The sequence below is a fragment of the Anaerobacillus sp. ABR4_321 genome (assembly GCF_056158505.1).
The window spans coordinates 2,260,211-2,282,126 of sequence record NZ_JBSWTK010000001.1; the positions used below are offsets into that span (position 1 = coordinate 2,260,211).

A 21,916-nucleotide genomic window follows, 5' to 3' on the forward strand; every position below is an offset into this window, starting at 1 on the left:
GAATGAAAATTGGAAAACAAACGTGGAAGTTCTCTAACGTATATGTACAATCTGTTGGCACAGCAGTTGGTCCTAAGGAGGCTGAAGGTCCTTTAGGTGAATGTTTCGATGTGACCTATGACAATCTTCATTGTAATGAGGAGAATTGGGAGTTAGCCGAAAGAAAGCTTCTGGAAGACTCGATTACGAACTGTTTAAGCAAAAAAGGTTTTTCTAAAGAAGATGTAGACATTTATGTGTCTGGAGATCTTTTAAATCAGATCGTAAGTGCGACCTATTCTGCAAGGGCACTACAAATTCCCTTCCTAGGTGTATTCGGGGCATGCTCGACCTCAATGGAATCCCTTGCAGTAGCATCCTCTTTAGTAGAGGGAGGTTTTGCGACATCTGCTGTAGCTGGGGTTAGTAGTCATAATGCGACTGCTGAAAGGCAGTTTCGGTACCCTACTGAATATGGAGGCCAAAAGCCAGGAACTGCAACCGCGACAGTAACAGGTGCAGGTGCCGTTTTAATCAGTACTGATGCTTCTGATATCAGAATTACTGCAGCGACAGTTGGAAGAGTGGTGGATTGGGGGGTGAAAGACCCATTCGATATGGGATCTGCGATGGCGCCTGCTGCAGCCGATACGATCGCTACACACTTTAAAGATCTTGATATTGAGCCGACTGAATACGATTTGATCGCTACTGGTGACTTATCAGCTGTCGGGTCACCAATCGTCAGAGACCTGCTGTTAGAAGATGGATATGACATCACCAATAACCACAATGACTGTGGATTGATGGTCTATCGCCCAGATCAAGAAGAAGTGTTTGCAGGAGGCAGTGGATGTGCGTGTTCTGCTGTTGTAACGTATGGGCATCTTATGGATCTATTGAAAAAAGGGCGCTACAACAAGATTTTAGTCGTTGCAACAGGGTGCCTTCATAGTCCCGTGATGGTTCAACAGAAAGAAAGCATGCCAGCCATTGCACATGCTGTAGTTTTTGAAAGAATAGGAAGTGGTCAATAATGGAATATTTCCTTGCATTTGCTGTCGGAGGAGCTATCTGTGTGATAGGTCAACTTTTATTAGACATTTTTAAATTAACACCTGCACACGTTATGTCGTCCTTCGTCGTCTCCGGTGCGATATTAGACGGATTTGGAATTTATGATAAGCTGATCGAATTTGCGGGGGCAGGAGCAACCGTTCCGATCACAAGCTTTGGTCATTCTTTGCTCCATGGAGCCATGCAAAAAGGTGAAGAACACGGCTTTATCGGCATTGGGATGGGGATTTTTCAATTAACTTCAGCTGGTATTTCGTCAGCGATCGTATTCGGTTTTATCGTTGCCATACTGTTTAAACCAAAGGGGTGAAGATATGAATACAAAGCGGAGGGTTATTTTTGTTACTGACGGTGATCTATATGCGCAACAGGCTATTGAAACAGTAGCCTCAGAACTTGGCGGAAGATGTATCAGTCAATCGGCTGGTAACCCTACCCCGCTTGCTGGATACGAAATCGTATCACTCATTTCTGAAACCCCTCATGACCCAGTGTTTGTCATGTTTGATGACAGTGGCTACCAAGGTGAAGGATACGGCGAACTTGCGATGCAGTATGTAGCTTCTGATGCGGATATCGAGGTTTTAGGAGCGATCGCTGTGGCATCGAGAACCCATTTTTCTGAATGGACGAAAGTGGATGTTTCCATCGACCGGTTTGGGGAGCTTACCCATTTTGGCGTCGATAAAAACGGGCTTCCTGATATGGAAATCGGGAGGATCGATGGAGACACGGTATCTATCCTTGATAAATTGGACCTTCCAATTGTTGTGGGAGTTGGTGATATTGGTAAGATGTCAGGTTATGATGATCCGTCAAAAGGGTCACCGATTACGAGGAAAGCGGTCCAAATTCTTCTAGAAAGGAGTGGAATAGATGAGTTCAACAACGAAGGATAAACAAAAAATCTTTAAAAAGATAAAAGAAAATGAAAAGTTCATGGAAAAGTCGATTGGTATTGGGAAGAGTTTCGACGTAGGCGTTCGGAAAATAAGAATATTAAACAAAGAAGTGTACTTTTACTACTGTACAGGACTTTGTGATACATCTATCATAGTAGAAATCATGCGTGAATTGATGTATACAGACGAACATCATCGTCTGACTGCGCAGTTTGAAAAAGTGATTCATAATCACTTGCCACATCAGCAAGTGTCGACAGTAACTACCTTTGATGAAGTCGTAGATCAAGTTCTCTCAGGGTTAATCGCTGTTTTTATGGAAGGCGAAGAACAGGCATACATTATTGACGTTCGTAAGTATCCTGGCAGAACACCACAAGAGCCCGATACAGAAAAGGTCATCCGCGGTTCGAGAGATGGGTACACAGAGAATATCATTGAAAATACAGCGTTAACACGTCGTAGAATACGTGATGGAAAACTTAGGAATGTGATCATGCAAGTTGGAGAACGTTCTAAAACAGATATTTGCATAACGTATATAGAGGATGTGGCAAATCCTAACCTAGTCGAAATCGTAACGAAAAAGTTAAAAGAGATCAATATCGATGGTCTACCGATGGCTGATAAAGCGATAGAAGAATTTTTGGTGCATCAAGCAGGGAATCCATTCCCTCTGGTGAGGTATACGGAAAGACCCGACGTTGCAGCGTCTCATTTATTAGAAGGTCATGTGCTGATCATCGTAGATACTTCACCGAGTGTCATCATCACGCCTACGACATTTTTCCATCACGTTCAGCATGCGGAAGAATACAGAGAAGCACCTCTAGCGGGAGCGTTTCTTAGATGGGTACGATTTGGTGGTATGCTTGCTGCATTGCTTCTTTTGCCACTATGGCTACTATTCGTATATGAACCGGAACTACTTCCAAAAACGATCGATTTCATCGGACCGAATGAGAAAACCAATGTTCCGATATTCGTTCAAATCGTACTAGCCGAACTCGGTATAGAGACTTTGAGGATGGCCGCCATCCATACTCCTACGCCACTTTCAACAGCTATGGGCTTAATCGCAGCGGTTCTAATTGGACAAATCGCCATCGACGTTGGTCTATTCGTACCAGAGGTCATTCTTTATGTGTCGATCGCGGCAATCGGTTCTTATGCGACCCCAAGCTATGAGCTTGCAATCGCAAACAAATTGATCAGGCTCTTATTATTGTTTCTCGTCTATTTCTTCCGAGTCCCAGGCTACATGATCGGCGTTACTTTGACGATATTGTTTTTAATAAGTTTACGCCCGCTCAATACACCGTATTTGTGGCCGTTCGTCCCATTTAACGCAAAGGCGTTCTTACAGATTCTAATCAGAGTCTCAGTGCCATTGACGAAGCTTAGACCGAGTATTACACAGCCTCAAAATAAAAAGAAGCAAGAGGACGAACCACTTGCTGAATCTTAAAAAGTGTGATAATTTAATTTTTAATAGAATAGACCTCATTGAATGTAATGGGGATAGAGGCGCAATGAGAATGAGTACGATATCTGAGCATATAATGGGTTGCGATGATGGTATCTGAAAGGTCGAATTGCCGAAGTGGAAGAAGGTCCATCCTTTTTCTGCTGGGCTGTAGTTGAATAAGCTGCAGACTGTCACTGTTATCTATACTGCAGTGGTGAGCTAATCCAACTCGTGGGGATACGGAGCAAAACAGCCAATGTATCTATAAGTTGGCTGTTTGTTTTTTTATGTAGTGGGAGCTCGCTTACTGAATAAAGCGAGAGGGGAGAATATCGTGCACTTATTTGGCACAGCAGAAATTTCAGAAAACGGTCACTATACAATCGGAGGGGTCGATACGTTTGAACTAGCGAAAACGTACGGCACAGCATTGTACGTCTATGATGTAGCACTGATTCGAGAGAAAGCAAGAGCCTTTAAAGAGGCTTTCGAGAAAAAGCAATTAAACTATCAGGTTGCGTATGCGAGTAAAGCATTCTCTTGTATTGCGATGATTCAACTAGCGGAAGAAGAAGGGTTGAGTCTTGATGTTGTCTCTGGAGGAGAATTATATACGGCTTTACAAGCAGGGTTTCCAGTCGACCGGATTCACTTTCATGGTAACAATAAAAGCGAAAGAGAAATAAGGATGGCTCTAAAAGCTGGGATTGGTTGTTTTGTGGTCGATAACTTTTATGAGCTTTCGTTACTCGAACAGCTAGCAGCAGAAGAAGAGGTTTCAACGAATGTGCTCTTAAGAATAACGCCTGGGATCGAAGCACACACACATGACTATATTCTTACGGGTCAAGAAGATTCAAAGTTTGGATTCGATTTACAGAGTGGTCAAGTAGAGCAAGCGATCGATACGGCGTTAAAAATGAGTAACATTCACCTGCTTGGCCTTCATTGCCATATCGGATCTCAAATATTTGAAACGACAGGATTTGTGATGGCGATCGACAAGATCTATAGTTACCTCCATCGCTGGAATGAAGCGTTTGGGTATGAGCCCCGGGTGCTGAATTTAGGTGGCGGGTTTGGTATTCGATACAACCACGAAGATCAACCGATCTCTCCTCAGAACTACATCGATGCCATGACGGATGCTGTAAAAAAGCAAATCGAGCATAGCAACATGTCGATGCCAGAAATCTGGATTGAACCTGGCCGCTCTCTTGTCGGTGAAGCTGGGTCTACATTGTACACCGTTGGCTCTCATAAAAATGTTCCGGAACTAAGGAATTACCTTGCTGTTGATGGGGGGATGAGTGACAATCTTCGTCCTGCTTTATATAACGCAAAGTATGAGGCATCGATCGTAAATCGAATGAATGAACCGAAAGATCACCTGTATTCAATCGCAGGAAAGTGCTGCGAATCCGGTGATATGTTGATTTGGGACTGTCAGCTTCAGCGCGCGATCGCAGGGGACGTGATGATTGTCTTTTCCACCGGAGCATATGGGTATTCGATGGCGAATAATTACAATCGACTACCAAAGCCAGCTGTTGTTTTTGTAGAAGATGGAGAATCAAGCCTTGTAGTTGAAAGAGAATCATATGAAGATTTAATTCAATATGACAGACCTTTAAAAAAAATGGTTATATCAAAATAGTTTCCTAAAGTTAATTCATATGGTAAATGCATCTCTTATGCTATAATGAAAGAGCTTTTAAGCAAATTGTTTACGCAGGAGGATATTTTTAATGAAAAAAGGTTCAATCGCATTTGAAAATGGCGAAGTAATTCAAATTGAATTCTTCCCAGAAGAAGCGCCAAACACTGTAGCTAACTTTGAAAAACTAGCAAATGAAGGCTTCTATAACGGTGTTAACTTCCACCGTGTCATTCCTGGATTCGTTGCACAAGGTGGAGACCCAACAGGCACTGGTATGGGCGGCCCTGGCTATACAATCGATTGTGAAACAGAAGGTAATCCTCATAAACATGTAGCTGGATCCCTTTCTATGGCTCATGCTGGTAAGAACACTGGCGGTAGTCAGTTCTTCCTAGTACATGAACCACAGCCTCACCTTGATGGTGTTCATACAGTATTCGGTCAAGTAACAGAAGGAATGGATACTGTTCTTCGCATCAAGCAAGGTGATGTTATGAAAGAAGTGAAAGTCTGGGAAGAGTAAGTTACAGACTTTAAGGTTGTTGTAAGGAGATTAACCACTTTCCTTAAAGCAATCACATTGACAATTGTATAGAACTTTCCTTCGGGGTAGGGTGAGATTCCCAACCGGCGGTAATGCTTGATCACTCTATTGAGTAATCAACTAAGTCCGTGACCCGTTTGCTTTTTGTAAACGGTGGATCTGGTGAAAGACCAGGACCGACAGTATAGTCTGGATGGGAGAAGGAGTAAAAGTTTGCCGATCCTTTTGAAGAAGTACGTTCAAAAGGCTTATTTGGTATACTCTTTTTAAAGCCTCCCTATCTAATCGGGAGGCTTTTTTTATCTCTTAACCCCAATTGATTCGTTAGGAGATGATACATGTGAATAATAAAGATTATATGAAGATGGCGATTGAACTCGCGAGAAATACGGTGGGTCAAACAGCTCCAAATCCAGCTGTTGGGGCTGTTATCGTCAGTGAAGGAAGAATAGTTGGAATGGGTGCCCATTTAAAAGCAGGTGAGCCACATGCTGAGGTTTATGCACTTAGAATGGCAGGCGAAAAAGCAAAGGGAGCAACTGCTTATGTGACGTTAGAACCTTGTAGTCACCATGGAAAAACCCCTCCGTGTGCTAATGCATTAATAGATGCTGGTATCACAGAGGTGCATGTAGCAATGCAAGATCCAAATCCTCTCGTAGGAGGAAGAGGGATAGAGCGGTTGAAGGACGCTGGTATAACAGTTCATGTAGGCTTACTTGAAGAAGAAGCGTACTCTCTAAATGACGTGTTCTTTCACTACATAGAGACGAACCGTCCTTATGTGACACTAAAATCGGCCGTTTCATTAGATGGTAAAGTAGCCACTAAAACAGGAGAAAGCAAATGGATTACTGGAAGCGAAGCCAGGCAAGATGTTCATGCAGAACGTCATCAACACGATGCGATACTCGTAGGTGTCGGAACCGTGGAGAAGGACGATCCCTCTCTTACAACAAGGTATGGTGAAGGGATAAGTCCTATAAGAGTTATTCTCGATCGAACGTTAAGGCTTCCTTCTGATGCTGTTGTTTTACAAGATGACTCTGTGGAAACTTGGATTATTACGACTAAAAAGGCTAAAAATGAAACAAAAAGAATGTTCTCTCAGCACGTAACTGTTCTTGCAGTGGAAGGTGACTCTATTTCAATTGATGATGTATTGCATATGCTAGGTGATCGTGGAGTCACTTCTGTTTTTGTAGAAGGTGGACCTACGATCAACGGTAGTTTTTTGGAAGCGGGAGCTTTTCAAAAAGTGATCACGTACGTAGCCCCTAAGCTGATCGGTGGTACAGGTGCACCGACATCGTTTGAAGGAAATGGAATTGCCACAATGCAAGATACACTGGAACTTACGATCGAGAGCGTTGAACAAATAGGGGACGACATTAAGATCATATCGAAGCGGAGGTGCAGTGATGTTTACAGGTATCGTTGAAGAAATAGGTAAAGTACAAAGTGTACATCAATCGGGTGAGTCGATCGTAATGGACATTCGCGCTTCAAAAGTTCTCGAAGACGTTCATTTGGGTGACAGCATATCGATAAATGGCGTATGTTTGACCGTTACTACCTTCACAAATTCTTTCTTTTCTGTAGACATTATGCCTGAAACGTTTCGTGCAACAGGATTAAGAGAACTTCGTCCAAACGACGATGTGAATTTAGAACGAGCGATGGCTGCAAACGGAAGGTTTGGAGGTCACTTTGTGTCGGGTCATGTAGATGGTATTGGAGAAATCGTGAAGATCGAACAAGTTGATAATGCGTTGTACTATGAAATAAAGCTTTCTGCAGACCTTATGAACTATTTTGTTGAAAAGGGTTCTGTTTCCGTAGATGGGACAAGTTTAACTGTGTTTAAACTAACGGATGATACATTAACGATCTCTCTTATTCCCCATACTGTAGATGCTACCGTATTAGGCAATAAGCGTGTCGGCGATACGGTCAATATTGAATGCGATATGCTTGGGAAATATATACTCAAGTACCTTAATAAAAGTCAAGATAAAAACGAACACAACACGCTTAATCATGATTTCTTCAAAGATCACGGATTTAAGTAGACGGAAGTGGGAGAGATTGGTATGTTTCATACGATTGAAGAAGCGATTTATGATCTAATGCAAGGAAAAATGGTAATCGTTTGTGATGATGAGGACCGTGAAAACGAAGGGGATTTTATCGCTTTAGCAGATAAGGTCACACCTGAAACGATTAATTTTATGATTACAGTTGGACGAGGGCTTGTTTGTACACCCATCACAGAAGATAGGGCAAAAAAGCTACAGCTGAATCCGATGGTGGATCATAATACAGACTCTCATGGCACTGCATTTACAGTAAGCGTTGATCATGTAAGTACAACGACTGGTATTTCTGCATCGGAAAGAGCTGCAACTATAAAAGCGTTAATTGATGATCAATCTAAACCTTCAGACTTTAATCGACCTGGTCATATTTTCCCATTAGTGGCAAAGGATGGCGGGGTATTAAGACGTGCAGGGCATACTGAAGCGGCGATCGACCTTGCAAAGTTAGCAGGATCAGAACCTGCAGGGGTGATTTGCGAAATCATTAAAGAGAATGGTGAGATGGCACGTGTGCCGGATTTAGCCAAGTTATCAAAAGAACACGATATGAAAATGATTACGATCAAAGATCTCATTCACTATCGAAATCGTAAAGATAACCTCATCAAGCGAGAAGTTGAGATAGAAATGCCTACTGAATACGGCTCATTTAGAGCAATCGGCTATTCCAATATTTTGGACCAAAAAGAACATGTTGCACTTGTAAAAGGCGAGATTCTTCCTGATGAAGCTACCTTAGTAAGAGTGCACTCGGAATGTTTAACAGGTGACGTGTTCGGCTCATTTCGTTGTGATTGCGGTCCGCAATTACATGCTGCGCTCTCTCAGATCGAGAAAGAAGGGCATGGCGTGTTACTCTATATGCGCCAAGAGGGAAGAGGAATAGGACTTCTCAATAAAATGAAGGCGTACAAGCTTCAAGAAGAAGGGTATGACACCGTAGAAGCCAATGAGAAGCTCGGCTTCAAACCAGACTTGAGAGATTATGGGATCGGTGCTCAGATACTTCGTGATTTAGGGATCTCTAACATGAAGCTACTAACGAACAATCCGCGAAAAATCGCAGGCTTAAAAGGATATGGTCTCGAAGTCCAAGATCGTGTTCCACTTCAGATGGCATCGAGGATGGAGAACGAACGATATTTGAAAACAAAGCATAGTAAGCTTGGACATATGCTGCACTTCTAAAACAAAAAAAAACCAAACAGGGAGGATATTAATGATGGGTCATTTATATGAAGGTAATTTAGTTGCATCTGGTTTAAAAGTAGGTATTGTAGTAGGAAGATTTAACGAATTTATTACGAGCAAGTTGCTTGGTGGAGCTGAGGATGCCTTAAAAAGGCACGGCATTTCAGAAAATGATATCGATGTAGCGTGGGTTCCCGGAGCATTTGAAATACCATTTGCTGCTAAGAAGATGGTCGATACAGGTCGGTATGATGCTGTGATCACCCTTGGAACGGTGATCAGAGGTGCAACGCCTCACTTCGACTATGTTTGTAGTGAAGTTGCAAAAGGCGTTTCAAATTTAACGCTTCAGAGCGGCGTGCCAGTCATCTTTGGAGTGTTGACTACCAACACGATCGAACAAGCTGTAGAGCGTGCAGGAACGAAAGCTGGTAACAAGGGTTGGGAAGCTGCTGCAGCTGCGATTGAGATGGCGAATTTATCAAAATCATTTGAAAGTTGATTAATAGGAGATTTTTGGCTATGATTGTGGTGATGTTTAACAATCCGACAAGGGAGTCATGCAAGTGAAGGGTAAAAAACAAGAGAAGTGGCTGATCCGTATGTGTGTACTGATCGCTGTAATCATGCTCTTTGCGCTTGTGCGAAGACTTGTATGAACACTTCATCGTATGATTGAATATGGTAATAAACAGAACGCCAAGAATTTCTTTAATGAGGGATAATGATGTTAATTCGATATAAAAAAGCTCATGAAAAGATCGCAATGGGACTTTTGAGCTTTATGCCAAATGAAAAAGAAATAAAGAAGCTTCAGCAGTCCATCAAAGATTATGAAGATATGGACTCAAGACAGCTCTATCTGTGGAAAGATGAAGATATCATCGGACTATTGGGTATTGAGTGGATCAGTGATACCGAAGTTGAACTGAAAGACATTAGTGTCAACCCTTCTCACCGTCACCAGGGAATCGGTAAACAAATGGTTGAGGCTCTATGTGAGATCCTAACTGATGATGTTGATATTAAAGGGAATGAGTTTACAGGAACATTCTTTGAGAGATGTCATCTTGAGGGAAATATCAATATATCTAATTAAAAAAGGAACGGCGGAGCCGTTCCTTTTAGAGTGGCGAAAAAGTCTCGGTATTGCGATGAAAGTAGTCAGGCTCCTGATGTTGAGAAAGTGTTGGTCAGAAGCTCCAAATTCGACTGTTAAACCATTGGGACGGACTGTTCGTTTTGGATTTATTCTTATCAAGTAGGAGAGACGTTCGCGGACTCCTGCGGTCGTACGGGCGGCCGAGACCGGGGTGTGGGCTTCACCTCGGGCTTGGACGTTCGTCCCCGGAAAGCGTGCAATCGACTACGGCATCGGGAGCACCGATTAAGGACATAGGTTTCTCCACAAGCTAAAAAGGAACGGCTCAGCCGTTCCTTTTTTCTTTACGAATTTGGATTTGTTGATCTCGTTCTTCGAGTACCTCTGTTCGATCTCGTTTCGTGTGTTTATGGACGATATATTCGTTCGTTAAATCACTTGGAGATCCATATACACAGCCTACTTCCGTACAGCGTGCATCACAAAGCTCGAGAAGTTTTGGACTTGTTATCGGGAGGTCTATACTTTCGTATGGTGCGTTTTTTTCAATGAGTTCGATCTGTTTTGTCAGCTTAACGATAAGGGCATCTACTTCTAGTGAAAGCTGTTCGAGAGCTTTTCTTTCCTCTAAAGCAATTTTCTTTGCATTTGTGAGCATGCGTTTAGCTCCGGCAACGTTTCCCCTTCGATGATGATATAAACCGACCGCAATTTGAATAAGACCGACCCAGTGGGGTTTTCGCTCACCACGAGGATCTTCTTTCCAGTGTTCTTCTAATATTTCGTGGCATTCAAAATAATCTCGCAAACCGTGAAAATGCACTAAATAATCAATATAAGCTTTTGGATACATGTCATTTCCTCCAATTCCCTTGTAGTTTAGCACATGATGAAAGCACTTTAAAAGTGAATGGGATACCTGGACATGTAGCATAATAAGACCGGTTCATCTTATTGAACTAAAACGAAATCGGGAGTGGCCATTATGGGCAAGAGAAGCAATATGATGCCTTTATTAACAGCGGTTAGTGTTGGGGCTGCATTGTACAGTGTGTACCAAAATCGCCAGCCCAAAAAAGGAAATACAGAGGATGTTTCAACGATGATCAGCTCAGTCCTCGGTCAACAAAAGCAATGATAGATCGGGCATTCGCCCGGTCTTTATTTGTATTTTCCTAAGCCGGTACACGGATTCAGTGTGATATAATCGGTTTATTAGATGGTATATAAAAGGAAGATGAATTTATGAAACACTATAATGTTAAGGTGGATGCTTTCGAAGGTCCCTTAGATTTATTGTTACATTTGATCAATAAGTATGAAGTAGATATTTATGACATACCCGTTTCAGAAATCACTGATCAATATTTAACATATATACATACGATGCAAGAACTAGAGCTCGACATTGCGAGTGAATATCTTGTAATGGCCGCAACTCTTCTCGCTATTAAAAGCAAAATGCTTTTACCCCAACGAGAAGAAGAGCTTTTTGAAGAAGATGCAGAACTTGATGAAGATCCCCGTGATGAGCTGGTTCAGCGACTTGTCGAATACCGGAAATATAAAGAAGCTGCAGATGAGTTAAAGAAAAAAGAGAGCAGTCGAAGCTTATTATATACTCGTCCACCAGCTGATATGACTGAATATAGCCGCGAAGATTCAAACACATCGATCGGAGATGTTACGCTTTATGATATGCTTGCAGCTTTTCAAAAAATGTCGCGAAGAGTGAAAGAGAAAAAGCCTAAAAGAACGACGATTAAAACCGAAGAGATCCCAATAGAGGACCGAATGAGCGAGATCAAGGAGCAGCTGAAAGGTGGAAAACGAAAGCGATTTACGGATCTATTTACCGAACAGGAAAAGGGTCCTATGATCGTTACGTTTCTAGCTATATTAGAACTTATGAAAACAAGGTATGTGAGCTGTGAACAAGAAGGAAACTTCGGTGAAATTATGATTTTTGAGTGTGAAAGGAAGGCAATGTAGTGTCGAACGAAGAAATAAAAAGTATCATCGAAAGTCTCCTGTTTGTAGTAGGAGACGAAGGAATCGATCTGAAGAGCTTATCTGAAACGATTTCGATCGATGAAAAGAATGTGTTAGAAGCAATAAACGAATTGCAGGAAGAATATATTGAGAAGGAAAGAGGTTTTCAAATCGTTTTTCTTGGAGGAAGCTATCAGCTAACTACGAACTCAAAGAATGCTTCTTACATTGAAAAAATGGTTGAGGATCCTAAGAACCAATCCATATCGCAAGCAGCACTTGAAACGCTAGCTATCATCGCATATAAGCAGCCGATCACAAGAGTAGAGGTAGAGGAAATACGGGGGGTAAAGACCGATAAGCCTCTTCAAACGTTAATGAGTAAACTTCTGATTAAAGAAGTTGGCCGAGCTGAAAAGACAGGTAGGGCAATTCTTTATGGGACGACAAGAGAGTTTCTGTTTCATTTTGGTTTGAGCGCGATTGAAGACCTTCCACCATTACCAGATGGGGAAGATCAGGGAGAAGATGATGAAGCAGATTTATTTTTCGAGAAGTTTCAAGAAATTCCTGACTGACCATACGAATCGGAGGGGGTATCTATGCAAATTAAACAAATTGTAGGTGGAGAGTTAGAGAAGGAACGTTCAAATTCACCAGAGGATGCTTTTTCGAGGATGACGGTTACATATGAATCAAATGGAGCTGAAAAGAATTTCTCAGTCTTGTACCCAACTGTATTTGAGAGTAAAGTGATCGAAGAAGAAATTTTAGGAGGAGAATCCTTTTTAAAAGAAAAGATCGCACTTTGCTTTTTTGAGCGATACCCAGAACGAAAGCGACTTTATATTAGTGATGCCGATGAGTTCATCGATGTCATAAAAAGTAGTGATTTAGAAGGGATACAATCTTCGCTAAATCGTATAAAACAGAACTGATAAGACGAATGAGGTGCTCAATGATGAGTACCTCATTTTTGTGTAACTTTTTAGAATAATAACTACCAATAAATCTCAAAATAAACGAAAAGATCGTTGAAGGAGTCGGTATGATGATTCTATCGATAGGAAGACACCTTCCTCCCAATCGTTTAGGTCAAGATGAAGCAATAACATTTGCAAGAGATCAGTTTGGTAGTCATTTTAAAGATATAGACAGGCTCTTACCTGCTTTTCAAAGCGCGGAGATCGACTCGAGGTATTTTGCGATGCCTGTGGAGTGGTATAAGGGAGGGCCTACTTTTGAGGAGAAGAATGAAAAGTATATCACCCTTTCTGTTGATTATGCCTCTAAGGCGATCCTAGACTGTTTAGAAAACTCGTATTACCTTGAATCGAAGGTGGACTGTAGTGAGGTAGATGCTATTTTCTTCATTTCTACCACTGGGATTTCGACTCCAAGTATTGAAGCTAGATTGATGAACGTTCTTCCTTTTTCTTCTCATACAAAACGAATACCGATATGGGGGTTGGGATGTGCAGGTGGTGCTGCGGGATTATCAAGAGCGCATGATTACTGTCTAGCTCACCCAGAAGAGACCGTCATCGTCGTGAACGTGGAACTTTGTAGTTTAACGTTTCAGCATGGTGACTATTCAAAAAGTAACTTGATTGGAACAGCCCTTTTTGCAGACGGTACCTCATGTGTACTTCTATGTGGGAATAACTCTCCACTTCTAAAAAGATCGAAATTAGCTTGTCTACCAGTCATCCGTACAACATACTCTACATTGATGAAAGACTCTGAAGACGTGATGGGGTGGGACGTGAGTAATCAAGGATTGCACGTCGTTTTTTCAAAATCGATCCCATCTATCGTTTCTAAGTGGCTTGAGCCGAACGTGAAAGAGTTCCTTACATTAAACAATGTTGAAAACATCGATTATTTTATCGCGCATCCAGGAGGAACGAAAGTTTTAGCTGCTTATGAAGAGGCCTTAGGCATGGACCGGTCCAAAACAGCTAATTCAAGGTCCGTATTAAGAGAATTTGGAAACATGAGCTCAGTAACCGTCATCTTCGTATTAGATTTGTTTTTACGTGAAGAATGTACAGTTGGAGCGACAGGGTTGATGGCAGCATTGGGGCCAGGCTTTTGTTCTGAATTACTACTATTGGAGTGGGAGGAAGTGCGTTCGGCATGACGATTGTGTTTACTGTTTTCTTTCTATTGATTGTTGGGCAGCGGCTTGCAGAGCTGATGGTTGCAAAGAGGAATGAAAGATGGATGAAAGATAAGGGAGCCTTCGAAGCTGGGAAGGAGCACTACAAATTCATCGTTATGCTTCATGTTGCTTTTCTAGCGGCGTTTTTTGTTGAGGGAGCGATAAGAGGGTTTCAGCTTTCTTCTGTGTGGACAGTCATGCTCACGATCTTTATCATCACTCAATTACTTAGAGTTTGGACGATAAAAAGTCTAGGGAGATTTTGGAATACTAAGATCATTGTACTTCCAGACGCAAATGTTGTTACAAAGGGGCCATACAAGTTTATTAGACATCCAAATTATCTTATTGTTGTGATTGAAATCATCGCATTGCCCCTTATCTTTTCATCCTATATAACAGCGTTGTTATTCACAGTTTTAAATGCCTTCTTACTCCTTAAAATAAGGATACCAGCTGAGGAATTTGCATTAAAGAAAGCCACGGATTTCGGACGTTCAAATAATAAATGATAATCATATCCACGTTCTGTCGTTCATAGACTTGTACAAATACGGAGTCAGGGGACGTGGAAGTCATGAACAAGTTGTTACGTTCGAAAGTAAGCATCGTTATACTAATCATCACCTTATTGTTCCTTTTGATCCCTGAGAATGTTTTTGCAAAAGGCGTGAGCGTGTCAGCGCGTAGTGCAATATTAATGGAACAAGATACAGGACGGATATTATACGAGAAAGATGCCTATACACAGAGAAGGATTGCAAGTATCACCAAGATTATGACTGCGATATTAGCGATAGAGTCTGGAAAGATGAATGAGAACGTAGAGGTTAGTTCCCGTGCATCAGGCACAGAAGGGTCTTCACTTTATTTAAAACCTGGAGAGAAAATATCCCTCGAGAACCTTGTATATGGATTGATGCTGCGTTCTGGAAACGATGCAGCTGTGGCGATTGCTGAGGAAGTGGGAGGGAGCCTTGAAGGGTTTGTGCGATTGATGAATTACAAGGCAGAAGAAATCGGAATGACGAAGACAGTCTTTGCCAATCCGCATGGCCTTGATGACCATGAAGAGCACTATTCAACTGCTTATGATATGGCGCTTCTTACCCAATATGCCATGAACAATGAAATGTATCGAATCATATCGAGTACAGAAGTTCATAGAGCACCGAATGAAAATGAAAGCTGGGATTACGTTTGGAGAAACAAAAATAAGTTAGTAACGGGTCTCTATAGCGACTCGACCGGAGGGAAGACGGGGTATACGAAAAGAGCGAAACGGACGCTCGTTTCCACGGCTGAGCGCGATGGTATGTCGTTAATAGCGGTTACGCTCGATGCACCATCCGATTGGAACGATCATATCGGAATGTTTAACTGGGGTTATCAGAATTATGAACTCACTACATTAGCAGAAAAAGGTTTCCTTGATGAAGTGAAAAAGGAACCGTATAAAGGAAAGGTTAAATTACACCGTGATCTAGTTTATCCATTGACTAAGAACGAGAGGAAAGAAATCGAATCAAGTATCCTACTGGCAAAACCACCAGAGAAGAAATCTTGGGATGACCCTGAATCATTTCAAGATCCAGTTGGTATTTATAAAATAAGCTTAGATGACAAAGTAATCGTCAAAGCACCTCTAACATACGAAAGTGAAACGGAAAGCAAAGGGTTTTGGGGTTTCTTTAAAAAGCTGTTTTCACTAGATATTAAGCGTGATCTATATGGTTAACTTGATATGGGTGGGCCTTTTCGTGCTTAGTATTCTTTATGCGATGTTTAACGGCACTATGGAAGAAGTGAACAAAGCCATTTTTAGCGGTGCGGAAGAAGCTGTAGCTGTTTGTATCGGATTGTTAAGCGTCCTGGTTTTCTGGCTCGGGCTAATGAGGATCGCACAAAACGCTGGCCTCTTAGTGAGTTTATCGAACGTTTTCAAACCGATCGTTTCGAAGCTATTTCCGGAAGTTCCTCCAGATCACCCAGCTATGGGCTATATCTTATCGAATATGATCGCAAACATGTTCGGACTTGGAAATGCTGCAACACCTATGGGCATCAAAGCGATGGAAGAGCTTAAGAAATTAAATCACATGAGAGATAGCGCTTCTCGATCGATGGTAACGTTACTAGCCTTAAATACTTCTAGTCTTACATTGATTCCTACTAGTGTAATAGCGATTCGAATGAAGTATGGCTCCATATCACCTGCCGAAATAATAGGAACGACAATTGCGGCTACCGTTTGTTCAACGATAGGCGCAATTATCATCGATCGCATGTTCAATAGGAGATAAGGGGGAGATGATCTGAATATCTCGATCTGGATTATCCCTATATTAATTGCGTTTGTTCTTGTTTATGGAACGTTAAAAAGAGTCCCTACTTACGAATCATTTGTAGAAGGTGGGAAAGAAGGGCTTTCGATTGCGATCTCCATCGTCCCTTATCTAATCGGAATGATGGTTGCAATCTCAGTTTTTAGAGCGTCTGGCGCCATGGCGTTTGTGAGCGACATGTTAAAAGCTCCCCTCGATATGATCGGTGTTCCAACAGAAATCGTCCCTCTAGCTCTCATTCGCCCGATTTCTGGGACAGGTGCTCTAGCGATGACGACAGACATCATAAGAACATACGGACCAGATTCATTTATTGGAAGGTTAGCGTCGACGATGCAAGGAAGTACTGATACAACCCTATACATCCTTACCGTTTACTTTGGTGCAGTAGGTATAAAACGAATGGGGAATGCCTTAAAAGTAGGATTGCTTGCAGACTTAGTCGGAATCATCGCAGCAATCGTTTTCGTCACGATCGTCTTTGGTTAAGAGTCTCTTAAATAAAACATACCTTTAGGATATTGTGGATCCTAAACGCAATGGAACACATCTTGCTTTCCTGTGGACGAACGTCAGGGTCTCCTGCAAAATAGTCCGAGCTTCCAGCGCACGTTAGAACATGGGAGAGATGTCACTCCTACTAGTTTACATTTATATCAACTAGTACTTTCCAATCTTATATGCCATTATTTATTGGTGTGGTGTCACATCAGGTTATTTTTTCTATGAATTTGAACATCCTTACGTGGATTGGAGCGGAAGGATGCTCGACTCCTGCGGGATCAGCGGGACAGGTGAGATCCCACAGGAGCGTAAGCGACGAGGAAGCTCACCGCCCGCCCCGCGGAAAGCGAGCATCCTGTAGCGGAAATCTCACAATATTCATGGTAAATAGCTCTTAAAGCTTTCTCGACAGTTTGTGAGTCTCTTTCATCAAGAGACTCTTTTTGCATTTTAAATGGTTGGTTAAGATGCGAATTGCCTATAATGAATGATAGAATGAATCTGTACTTGAGGTTTCGTTAACACAAGAGTATGATGTTTTAGTGAGGTGAATGATATGGAACGTTTACAGAAGGTAATCGCACAAGCTGGAGTTACATCTAGACGAAAAGCAGAAACATTGATTGAAGAAGGCAGAGTGAAGGTGAACGGAAAGCTTGTTACAGAGCTAGGAACGAAAGTAAAAGACAGTGACAAAATAGAAGTGGACGGAATTCCGGTGTATCGTGAACAGCCGGTTTATTTTTTGTTTTATAAACCAACTGGAGTCATTTCTACAGTAGAAGACGACAAAGGAAGAAAAGCCGTTACGGATTATTTTCATCATATCGAGCAGCGTGTTTTCCCTGTTGGCAGGTTGGATTATGACACTTCAGGTGCGCTACTCTTAACAAATGATGGAGACTTTGCAAATAAGCTTATGCATCCAAGTTACAAAATCGACAAAGTCTACGTGGTAAAAGTGAAAGGAATCGTCACAAAAGAGGTTATTCAAAAGCTACAGAACGGTGTACATCTTGAAGATGGGAAAACCTCTAAATCACAAGCGAGAATTCTATCGATCGATAAGCAAAAACAAAAATCAATCGTAGAAATCACGATTCATGAAGGTAAAAATCGCCAGGTGAGAAGAATGTTTGAAGCGTTAGGATTCCCTGTTCAGAAGCTAAAGCGCGAAAGATATGGCTTTTTAGAATTAACTGGGCTTAATTCTGGGGAATACCGTGAGCTTAAACCATACGAGGTCAAGCAGCTTCGTAACGAGGCTGTCACACAAAAGTCAAAAAAATAGTCATTCGTATTCCAGACAGCACGTTATAGTAAAAGTAGTATTGTTTTGTTTGATTGGAGTTGGTGTGAAATGAAGAAAAAAAACCGGCTCGTTGTCCGAACGGTGATTCTGGCTGCTGTATTACTAGCAGTCGGATATACGTTCTATACGAACTTTTTCGCGAATGATAGCGGTGTCGTTCAAGCGGGCGATCAAGCTCCTAACTTTATTCTTTCTGATTTAGAAGGAAATGAAGTGGAGTTGAAGGATTATAGAGGAAAAGGGGTTTTCCTGAATTTCTGGGCAACGTACTGTGAGCCATGTAAAGATGAAATGCCAGCGATGGACAAGAAGTATAAAGAATACAAGGAAAAAGGAGTAGAAATTCTGGCAGTGAATGTTTCAGAACCGAAGCTTACTGCAAAGAGTTTTGTTGATCGCTATAAGCTTAGTTTTCCAGTACTTCTTGATAAAGGAAACGACGTAACAAATCATTATGGGGTTGGACCAATTCCGGTTACATTCTTAATCGATAAAGACGGTAAAGTGATACAGAAGACAGAAGCCAGTTTATCTGAAGAAGTGATCGATGAGTATATGAAGCGAATCCAACCGTAACGGGGTGTTCGAATGAGTAACAAAACGATTACCTGTGAATGCGGACACGTGAACCCTTATGGAACTGAAATATGTGAGGCATGTGGGAAGCCGCTTCAAGGAGACTTAGAATCAAAGAAACTTCTAAATATGAGATATGAAGGAAGTGCGAGAAGATCTCAAACCTATAAAACAACCATTGTCGACAAGGTTTGGAACTTCTTTTCTTCTGTTAAGGTAGGGATATGGATCATCGTGCTGCTGTTAGTTGCTTCAGCGCTTGGAACGATATTCCCTCAAGAAATGTACATACCTCCTCTTTCTGACCCATCTGAGTACTATCGAGACCAATACGGCATCCCAGGTCAATTGTTTTATGATTTAGGCTTTCATAATCTTTATGGTTCCTGGTGGTATATGCTCCTCATTGCTGCTTTAGGTCTATCGTTGATCGTTGCAAGTCTTGACCGTTTCGTCCCTTTGTATCGCTCGTTGAGAAAACAACGGACGATCCGTCACGAAAGCTTTATGAAGCGTCAGAAGTACTTTGGTATTACCAACATAGAAGGTGATAAGCCGAGTCTTTCTAAGGTGAAGGAAGTGCTTCAGAACAAGAGGTACAATGTTAGAGAAGAAGATGGTCACCTTTTTGCAGAGAAAAATAGATTCTCTCGATGGGGTCCTTATGTAAATCACATCGGGTTAATCATCTTTCTCATCGGAGGAATGCTTCGATTCTTCCCTGGTATGTACGTGGATGAAGTTCTATGGATTAAAGAAGACGAAACGAGAAAAATCAAAGGTACAGAAGAAGCTTATTATTTAAAGAGCGACGGCTTCATACTAGAAACCTATGATAATAATGACGAGAAGTTTAAAGATGCGATCGAACAGTCTGGTCAGGAAGTTGTAGCTAAAAACTATCAAACAGATGCAGTTCTTTATAAGCAGGTTGGAGATAGAATTGCTGGAACAGAGCCAGAACTAGAGAAGATAAAGGAACATCCAATTCAAGTAAACAGGCCACTGAAGTTTGATGACTATGCAATCTATCAAGTTGACTATAAGCTTAACGAACTGCAAAGCATGACCTTTACGTTAGATAAAAAAGAAACGGGTGAATCATTCGGCGAACTAACCATCGATTTATACAACCCTGAAGATGAGTATGCACTCGATGAGGGATATCGAGTCGAAGTAATGGATTATTTTCCAGACTTTGAATTTAACGATAAAGGTGAGCCGACTACAAAATCAAAAATCCCTAATAACCCAGCATTCATTCTTCGGATGATCTCTCCAGAACATCCAGATGGTGAGGTTGCGTTTGTCGCGATCCGTCAAAACTTAGAGCCATTAGGTGAGAATGAATATAAGATGTCTTTCCAGAATGTTGATACGAAGAATGTATCTGGTCTCGTTGTCCGAAAAGACAACACGCTCTGGATTCTTGGTATCGGTGGAGCAATCTTTATGATCGGTGTTGTACAAGGAATGTACTGGAATCACCGCAGGATTTGGGTGCGTAGAAAAGATGATGAACTGTGGATTGCGTCTCATACGAATAAGAATTGGTATGGGCTAAGACGCGAACTTGAATCAATTACAGAACAAACGGGGATTGAGATGCCTCAAGATCAATCTGAACAAAAATAGCACCTCTATTACGAAGGGAGGCATGATGAGATGGCACAACTCAGCAGTAACTTGCTTTATATATCTTTCTTTATTTATTTTGCAGCAAGTCTTGTTTTCGCCATTTCACTGCTTGGAAAGAAATGGAGAAAGTCAGATGAAGAGACCCACGCTAAGAAGTGGGGACGTGGAGGATTCATCCTTTCGACCGTCGGCTTTCTATTTCAACTAGGATATTTTATTACAAGGTGGATTGCGGCAGGTCACGCGCCAGTCAGCAACCTCTTTGAGTTTACGACATTCTTTGGGATGACGATGGTATTTGCCTTCCTAATGATCTATGTCATTTATAAAAGTAACGTCATCGGTGTGTTCGCCATGCCGGTCGCTCTTATCATCATTGCTTACGCGAGTGTATTTCCTTCTGAAATTCAGCCGCTCATACCTGCTTTACAAAGTAACTGGCTAAAGATTCATGTTACGACTGCAGCACTTGGGGAAGGAATTCTTGCGATCAGTTTTGCTGCAGGGCTCGTTTACCTGGTAAAAAAGGTGAACCAAGAAAAAGCAAGTAAATCGACCTTTTGGCTTGAAGCAGTGATGTACACGCTGATCAGTACAATTGCATTCGTTATCATATCACTTAGTTTTGAAGCAGCGGGTTATTCATCTACTTATGATTTTGTAGATAACAACGATCAACCAGCTACCGTAGAGTACACCATTCCAACTCTTATTGGTCCAACAGATGCCACATATGTTAGTGGAAATGAATTCGGACCACTCGTTGATGCTCCTTCTTGGATGAAGGGTGAAAAAGCTGCTCAAAAACTCAATACATTAGTTTGGTCGATGCTTGGTGGTTTCGTTTTATATTGGATCATCCGTCTAATTCTAAGAAAACGGATCGGAGCCGCTTTACAGCCTGCAGTTAAAAATGTAAACGAAGAACTTGTGGACGAAATTCAATATCGTGCAGTGGCGATTGGGTTCCCTGTTTTCACATTAGGAGCGCTCATCTTTGCAATGATCTGGGCACAAGTCGCATGGACGCGTTTCTGGGGCTGGGACCCTAAAGAAGTATGGGCACTCATTACATGGCTTTTTTATGCAGCATATCTACATCTTCGGCTCTCAAGAGGCTGGCAAGGAGAGAAGTCAGCCTGGCTTGCAGTAGTAGGATTTATCATCATTATGCTTAACCTAGTCGTTGTTAACCTTGTCATCTCAGGTCTTCATTCTTATGCATAATCTGAAAGCCTTCACAGAATGTGAAGGTTTTCTTTCATTAAATTAGGAATAATGATTAGTATGAGAAGGCAAAGAATGAAGCACAATGGCTGAAGGGTTGTATGCGGTTTCTTGATTAGTGGTCTCTAAAGCTGTG

At 41.7% G+C, this 21,916-nt stretch carries 25 protein-coding genes and 2 riboswitches; of the genes, 24 read left to right on the forward strand and 1 reads right to left on the reverse strand.

Annotated features, from left to right (window positions below):
- Positions 1-2: 2 nt before the first annotated feature.
- From spoVAD to ACXADT_RS11745, 11 genes are all read left to right on the forward strand, one after another.
- Positions 3-1,016 (forward strand): stage V sporulation protein AD, encoded by a 1,014-nt coding sequence (gene spoVAD / locus ACXADT_RS11695; RefSeq protein ID WP_270179122.1) that lies wholly within the window; start codon positions 3-5, stop codon positions 1,014-1,016.
- Positions 1,016-1,366, forward strand: a complete 351-nt coding sequence (gene spoVAE, locus ACXADT_RS11700; protein ID WP_270179121.1) for a stage V sporulation protein AE — start codon at positions 1,016-1,018, stop codon at positions 1,364-1,366. Before spoVAD ends, spoVAE begins: the two co-directional genes overlap by 1 nt.
- Before the next feature lie 4 nt (positions 1,367-1,370).
- Positions 1,371-1,955 (forward strand): stage V sporulation protein SpoVABEA, encoded by a 585-nt coding sequence (gene spoVAEA / locus ACXADT_RS11705; RefSeq protein ID WP_474835424.1) that lies wholly within the window; start codon positions 1,371-1,373, stop codon positions 1,953-1,955.
- Complete coding sequence (locus tag ACXADT_RS11710) at positions 1,933-3,426, forward strand: spore germination protein (protein WP_474811325.1); 1,494 nt, start codon at positions 1,933-1,935, stop codon at positions 3,424-3,426. The genes spoVAEA and ACXADT_RS11710 overlap by 23 nt, the downstream gene beginning before the upstream one ends.
- 46 nt (positions 3,427-3,472) lie before the next feature.
- A riboswitch (Lysine riboswitch) is annotated at positions 3,473-3,656 on the forward strand.
- A 104-nt stretch (positions 3,657-3,760) separates the two neighbouring features.
- Positions 3,761-5,083: a diaminopimelate decarboxylase gene (gene lysA / locus ACXADT_RS11715; RefSeq protein ID WP_474835426.1), complete on the forward strand. Its 1,323-nt coding sequence runs from the start codon at positions 3,761-3,763 to the stop codon at positions 5,081-5,083.
- A 91-nt stretch (positions 5,084-5,174) separates the two neighbouring features.
- Positions 5,175-5,609, forward strand: a complete 435-nt coding sequence (locus tag ACXADT_RS11720; protein ID WP_270179117.1) for a peptidylprolyl isomerase — start codon at positions 5,175-5,177, stop codon at positions 5,607-5,609.
- A gap of 73 nt (positions 5,610-5,682) precedes the next feature.
- Positions 5,683-5,839, forward strand: a riboswitch (FMN riboswitch).
- 131 nt (positions 5,840-5,970) lie between these two features.
- On the forward strand, positions 5,971-7,071 hold the full coding sequence (ribD, locus tag ACXADT_RS11725; RefSeq protein ID WP_474835428.1) for a bifunctional diaminohydroxyphosphoribosylaminopyrimidine deaminase/5-amino-6-(5-phosphoribosylamino)uracil reductase RibD: 1,101 nt from the start codon (positions 5,971-5,973) through the stop codon (positions 7,069-7,071).
- Positions 7,052-7,702, forward strand: a complete 651-nt coding sequence (gene ribE / locus ACXADT_RS11730; protein WP_474835430.1) for a riboflavin synthase — start codon at positions 7,052-7,054, stop codon at positions 7,700-7,702. The genes ribD and ribE overlap by 20 nt, the downstream gene beginning before the upstream one ends.
- Before the next feature lie 21 nt (positions 7,703-7,723).
- Positions 7,724-8,917: a bifunctional 3,4-dihydroxy-2-butanone-4-phosphate synthase/GTP cyclohydrolase II gene (locus tag ACXADT_RS11735; protein ID WP_270179114.1), complete on the forward strand. Its 1,194-nt coding sequence runs from the start codon at positions 7,724-7,726 to the stop codon at positions 8,915-8,917.
- Between the two features lie 34 nt (positions 8,918-8,951).
- Positions 8,952-9,422: a 6,7-dimethyl-8-ribityllumazine synthase gene (gene ribH / locus ACXADT_RS11740; RefSeq protein ID WP_270180576.1), complete on the forward strand. Its 471-nt coding sequence runs from the start codon at positions 8,952-8,954 to the stop codon at positions 9,420-9,422.
- Positions 9,423-9,647: 225 nt separating this feature from the next.
- On the forward strand, positions 9,648-10,019 hold the full coding sequence (locus ACXADT_RS11745) for a GNAT family N-acetyltransferase (protein WP_270180575.1): 372 nt from the start codon (positions 9,648-9,650) through the stop codon (positions 10,017-10,019).
- 328 nt (positions 10,020-10,347) lie between these two features.
- Here ACXADT_RS11745 and ACXADT_RS11750 read toward each other — a convergent pair whose 3' ends face one another.
- Positions 10,348-10,875, reverse strand: coding sequence for a DUF309 domain-containing protein (locus ACXADT_RS11750; protein ID WP_270179113.1), 528 nt, complete (start codon positions 10,873-10,875; stop codon positions 10,348-10,350).
- A gap of 132 nt (positions 10,876-11,007) precedes the next feature.
- Here ACXADT_RS11750 and ACXADT_RS11755 point away from each other — a divergent pair, with 132 nt between their 5' ends.
- From ACXADT_RS11755 to ccsB, 13 genes are all read left to right on the forward strand, one after another.
- Positions 11,008-11,160: a hypothetical protein gene (locus tag ACXADT_RS11755; RefSeq protein WP_270179112.1), complete on the forward strand. Its 153-nt coding sequence runs from the start codon at positions 11,008-11,010 to the stop codon at positions 11,158-11,160.
- Between the two features lie 107 nt (positions 11,161-11,267).
- The gene (locus ACXADT_RS11760; RefSeq protein WP_474811337.1) at positions 11,268-12,014 is read left to right on the forward strand and encodes a segregation/condensation protein A; all 747 of its coding nucleotides are present in this window, start codon (positions 11,268-11,270) and stop codon (positions 12,012-12,014) included.
- Positions 12,014-12,592, forward strand: coding sequence for an SMC-Scp complex subunit ScpB (gene scpB, locus ACXADT_RS11765; protein WP_270179110.1), 579 nt, complete (start codon positions 12,014-12,016; stop codon positions 12,590-12,592). The genes ACXADT_RS11760 and scpB overlap by 1 nt, the downstream gene beginning before the upstream one ends.
- 24 nt (positions 12,593-12,616) lie before the next feature.
- Entirely contained in the window at positions 12,617-12,952 is a 336-nt protein-coding gene (locus tag ACXADT_RS11770; RefSeq protein WP_474835433.1) for a hypothetical protein, read from the forward strand.
- A 113-nt stretch (positions 12,953-13,065) separates the two neighbouring features.
- Positions 13,066-14,157 (forward strand): type III polyketide synthase, encoded by a 1,092-nt coding sequence (locus tag ACXADT_RS11775; protein ID WP_474835435.1) that lies wholly within the window; start codon positions 13,066-13,068, stop codon positions 14,155-14,157.
- Positions 14,154-14,690 carry an isoprenylcysteine carboxyl methyltransferase family protein gene (locus ACXADT_RS11780; protein WP_474835437.1) on the forward strand — a complete coding sequence of 179 codons (537 nt, stop codon included), beginning with the start codon at positions 14,154-14,156 and terminating at the stop codon, positions 14,688-14,690. Before ACXADT_RS11775 ends, ACXADT_RS11780 begins: the two co-directional genes overlap by 4 nt.
- A 65-nt stretch (positions 14,691-14,755) precedes the next feature.
- The gene (locus ACXADT_RS11785; RefSeq protein WP_474835439.1) at positions 14,756-15,916 is read left to right on the forward strand and encodes a D-alanyl-D-alanine carboxypeptidase family protein; all 1,161 of its coding nucleotides are present in this window, start codon (positions 14,756-14,758) and stop codon (positions 15,914-15,916) included.
- Positions 15,909-16,481, forward strand: a complete 573-nt coding sequence (locus ACXADT_RS11790) for a nucleoside recognition domain-containing protein (RefSeq protein WP_270179106.1) — start codon at positions 15,909-15,911, stop codon at positions 16,479-16,481. The genes ACXADT_RS11785 and ACXADT_RS11790 overlap by 8 nt, the downstream gene beginning before the upstream one ends.
- Before the next feature lie 12 nt (positions 16,482-16,493).
- On the forward strand, positions 16,494-17,012 hold the full coding sequence (locus tag ACXADT_RS11795; RefSeq protein ID WP_270180573.1) for a spore maturation protein: 519 nt from the start codon (positions 16,494-16,496) through the stop codon (positions 17,010-17,012).
- A 571-nt stretch (positions 17,013-17,583) separates the two neighbouring features.
- Positions 17,584-18,318 carry a pseudouridine synthase gene (locus ACXADT_RS11800; RefSeq protein WP_270179105.1) on the forward strand — a complete coding sequence of 245 codons (735 nt, stop codon included), beginning with the start codon at positions 17,584-17,586 and terminating at the stop codon, positions 18,316-18,318.
- Between the two features lie 69 nt (positions 18,319-18,387).
- Positions 18,388-18,915: a thiol-disulfide oxidoreductase ResA gene (gene resA / locus ACXADT_RS11805; protein WP_270179104.1), complete on the forward strand. Its 528-nt coding sequence runs from the start codon at positions 18,388-18,390 to the stop codon at positions 18,913-18,915.
- Between the two features lie 12 nt (positions 18,916-18,927).
- On the forward strand, positions 18,928-20,550 hold the full coding sequence (gene resB, locus ACXADT_RS11810) for a cytochrome c biogenesis protein ResB (protein WP_270179103.1): 1,623 nt from the start codon (positions 18,928-18,930) through the stop codon (positions 20,548-20,550).
- Between the two features lie 30 nt (positions 20,551-20,580).
- Positions 20,581-21,780 carry a c-type cytochrome biogenesis protein CcsB gene (ccsB, locus tag ACXADT_RS11815; protein WP_270179102.1) on the forward strand — a complete coding sequence of 400 codons (1,200 nt, stop codon included), beginning with the start codon at positions 20,581-20,583 and terminating at the stop codon, positions 21,778-21,780.
- Positions 21,781-21,916 lie beyond the last annotated feature (136 nt).

Bases quoted from the DNA above. Each gene is read 5' to 3' on its own strand.
- spoVAD (WP_270179122.1), top strand. From the start codon at position 3: ATGAAAATTGGAAAACAAACGTGGAAGTTCTCTAACGTATATGTACAA.
- spoVAE (WP_270179121.1), top strand. From the start codon at position 1,016: ATGGAATATTTCCTTGCATTTGCTGTCGGAGGAGCTATCTGTGTGATA.
- spoVAEA (WP_474835424.1), top strand. From the start codon at position 1,371: ATGAATACAAAGCGGAGGGTTATTTTTGTTACTGACGGTGATCTATAT.
- ACXADT_RS11710 (WP_474811325.1), top strand. From the start codon at position 1,933: ATGAGTTCAACAACGAAGGATAAACAAAAAATCTTTAAAAAGATAAAA.
- ACXADT_RS11720 (WP_270179117.1), top strand. From the start codon at position 5,175: ATGAAAAAAGGTTCAATCGCATTTGAAAATGGCGAAGTAATTCAAATT.
- ribE (WP_474835430.1), top strand. From the start codon at position 7,052: ATGTTTACAGGTATCGTTGAAGAAATAGGTAAAGTACAAAGTGTACAT.
- ACXADT_RS11735 (WP_270179114.1), top strand. From the start codon at position 7,724: ATGTTTCATACGATTGAAGAAGCGATTTATGATCTAATGCAAGGAAAA.
- ribH (WP_270180576.1), top strand. From the start codon at position 8,952: ATGGGTCATTTATATGAAGGTAATTTAGTTGCATCTGGTTTAAAAGTA.
- ACXADT_RS11745 (WP_270180575.1), top strand. From the start codon at position 9,648: ATGTTAATTCGATATAAAAAAGCTCATGAAAAGATCGCAATGGGACTT.
- ACXADT_RS11750 (WP_270179113.1), bottom strand. From the start codon at position 10,875: ATGTATCCAAAAGCTTATATTGATTATTTAGTGCATTTTCACGGTTTG.
- ACXADT_RS11755 (WP_270179112.1), top strand. From the start codon at position 11,008: ATGGGCAAGAGAAGCAATATGATGCCTTTATTAACAGCGGTTAGTGTT.
- ACXADT_RS11760 (WP_474811337.1), top strand. From the start codon at position 11,268: ATGAAACACTATAATGTTAAGGTGGATGCTTTCGAAGGTCCCTTAGAT.
- ACXADT_RS11770 (WP_474835433.1), top strand. From the start codon at position 12,617: ATGCAAATTAAACAAATTGTAGGTGGAGAGTTAGAGAAGGAACGTTCA.
- ACXADT_RS11775 (WP_474835435.1), top strand. From the start codon at position 13,066: ATGATTCTATCGATAGGAAGACACCTTCCTCCCAATCGTTTAGGTCAA.
- ACXADT_RS11780 (WP_474835437.1), top strand. From the start codon at position 14,154: ATGACGATTGTGTTTACTGTTTTCTTTCTATTGATTGTTGGGCAGCGG.
- ACXADT_RS11785 (WP_474835439.1), top strand. From the start codon at position 14,756: ATGAACAAGTTGTTACGTTCGAAAGTAAGCATCGTTATACTAATCATC.
- ACXADT_RS11790 (WP_270179106.1), top strand. From the start codon at position 15,909: ATGGTTAACTTGATATGGGTGGGCCTTTTCGTGCTTAGTATTCTTTAT.
- ACXADT_RS11800 (WP_270179105.1), top strand. From the start codon at position 17,584: ATGGAACGTTTACAGAAGGTAATCGCACAAGCTGGAGTTACATCTAGA.
- resA (WP_270179104.1), top strand. From the start codon at position 18,388: ATGAAGAAAAAAAACCGGCTCGTTGTCCGAACGGTGATTCTGGCTGCT.
- resB (WP_270179103.1), top strand. From the start codon at position 18,928: ATGAGTAACAAAACGATTACCTGTGAATGCGGACACGTGAACCCTTAT.
- ccsB (WP_270179102.1), top strand. From the start codon at position 20,581: ATGGCACAACTCAGCAGTAACTTGCTTTATATATCTTTCTTTATTTAT.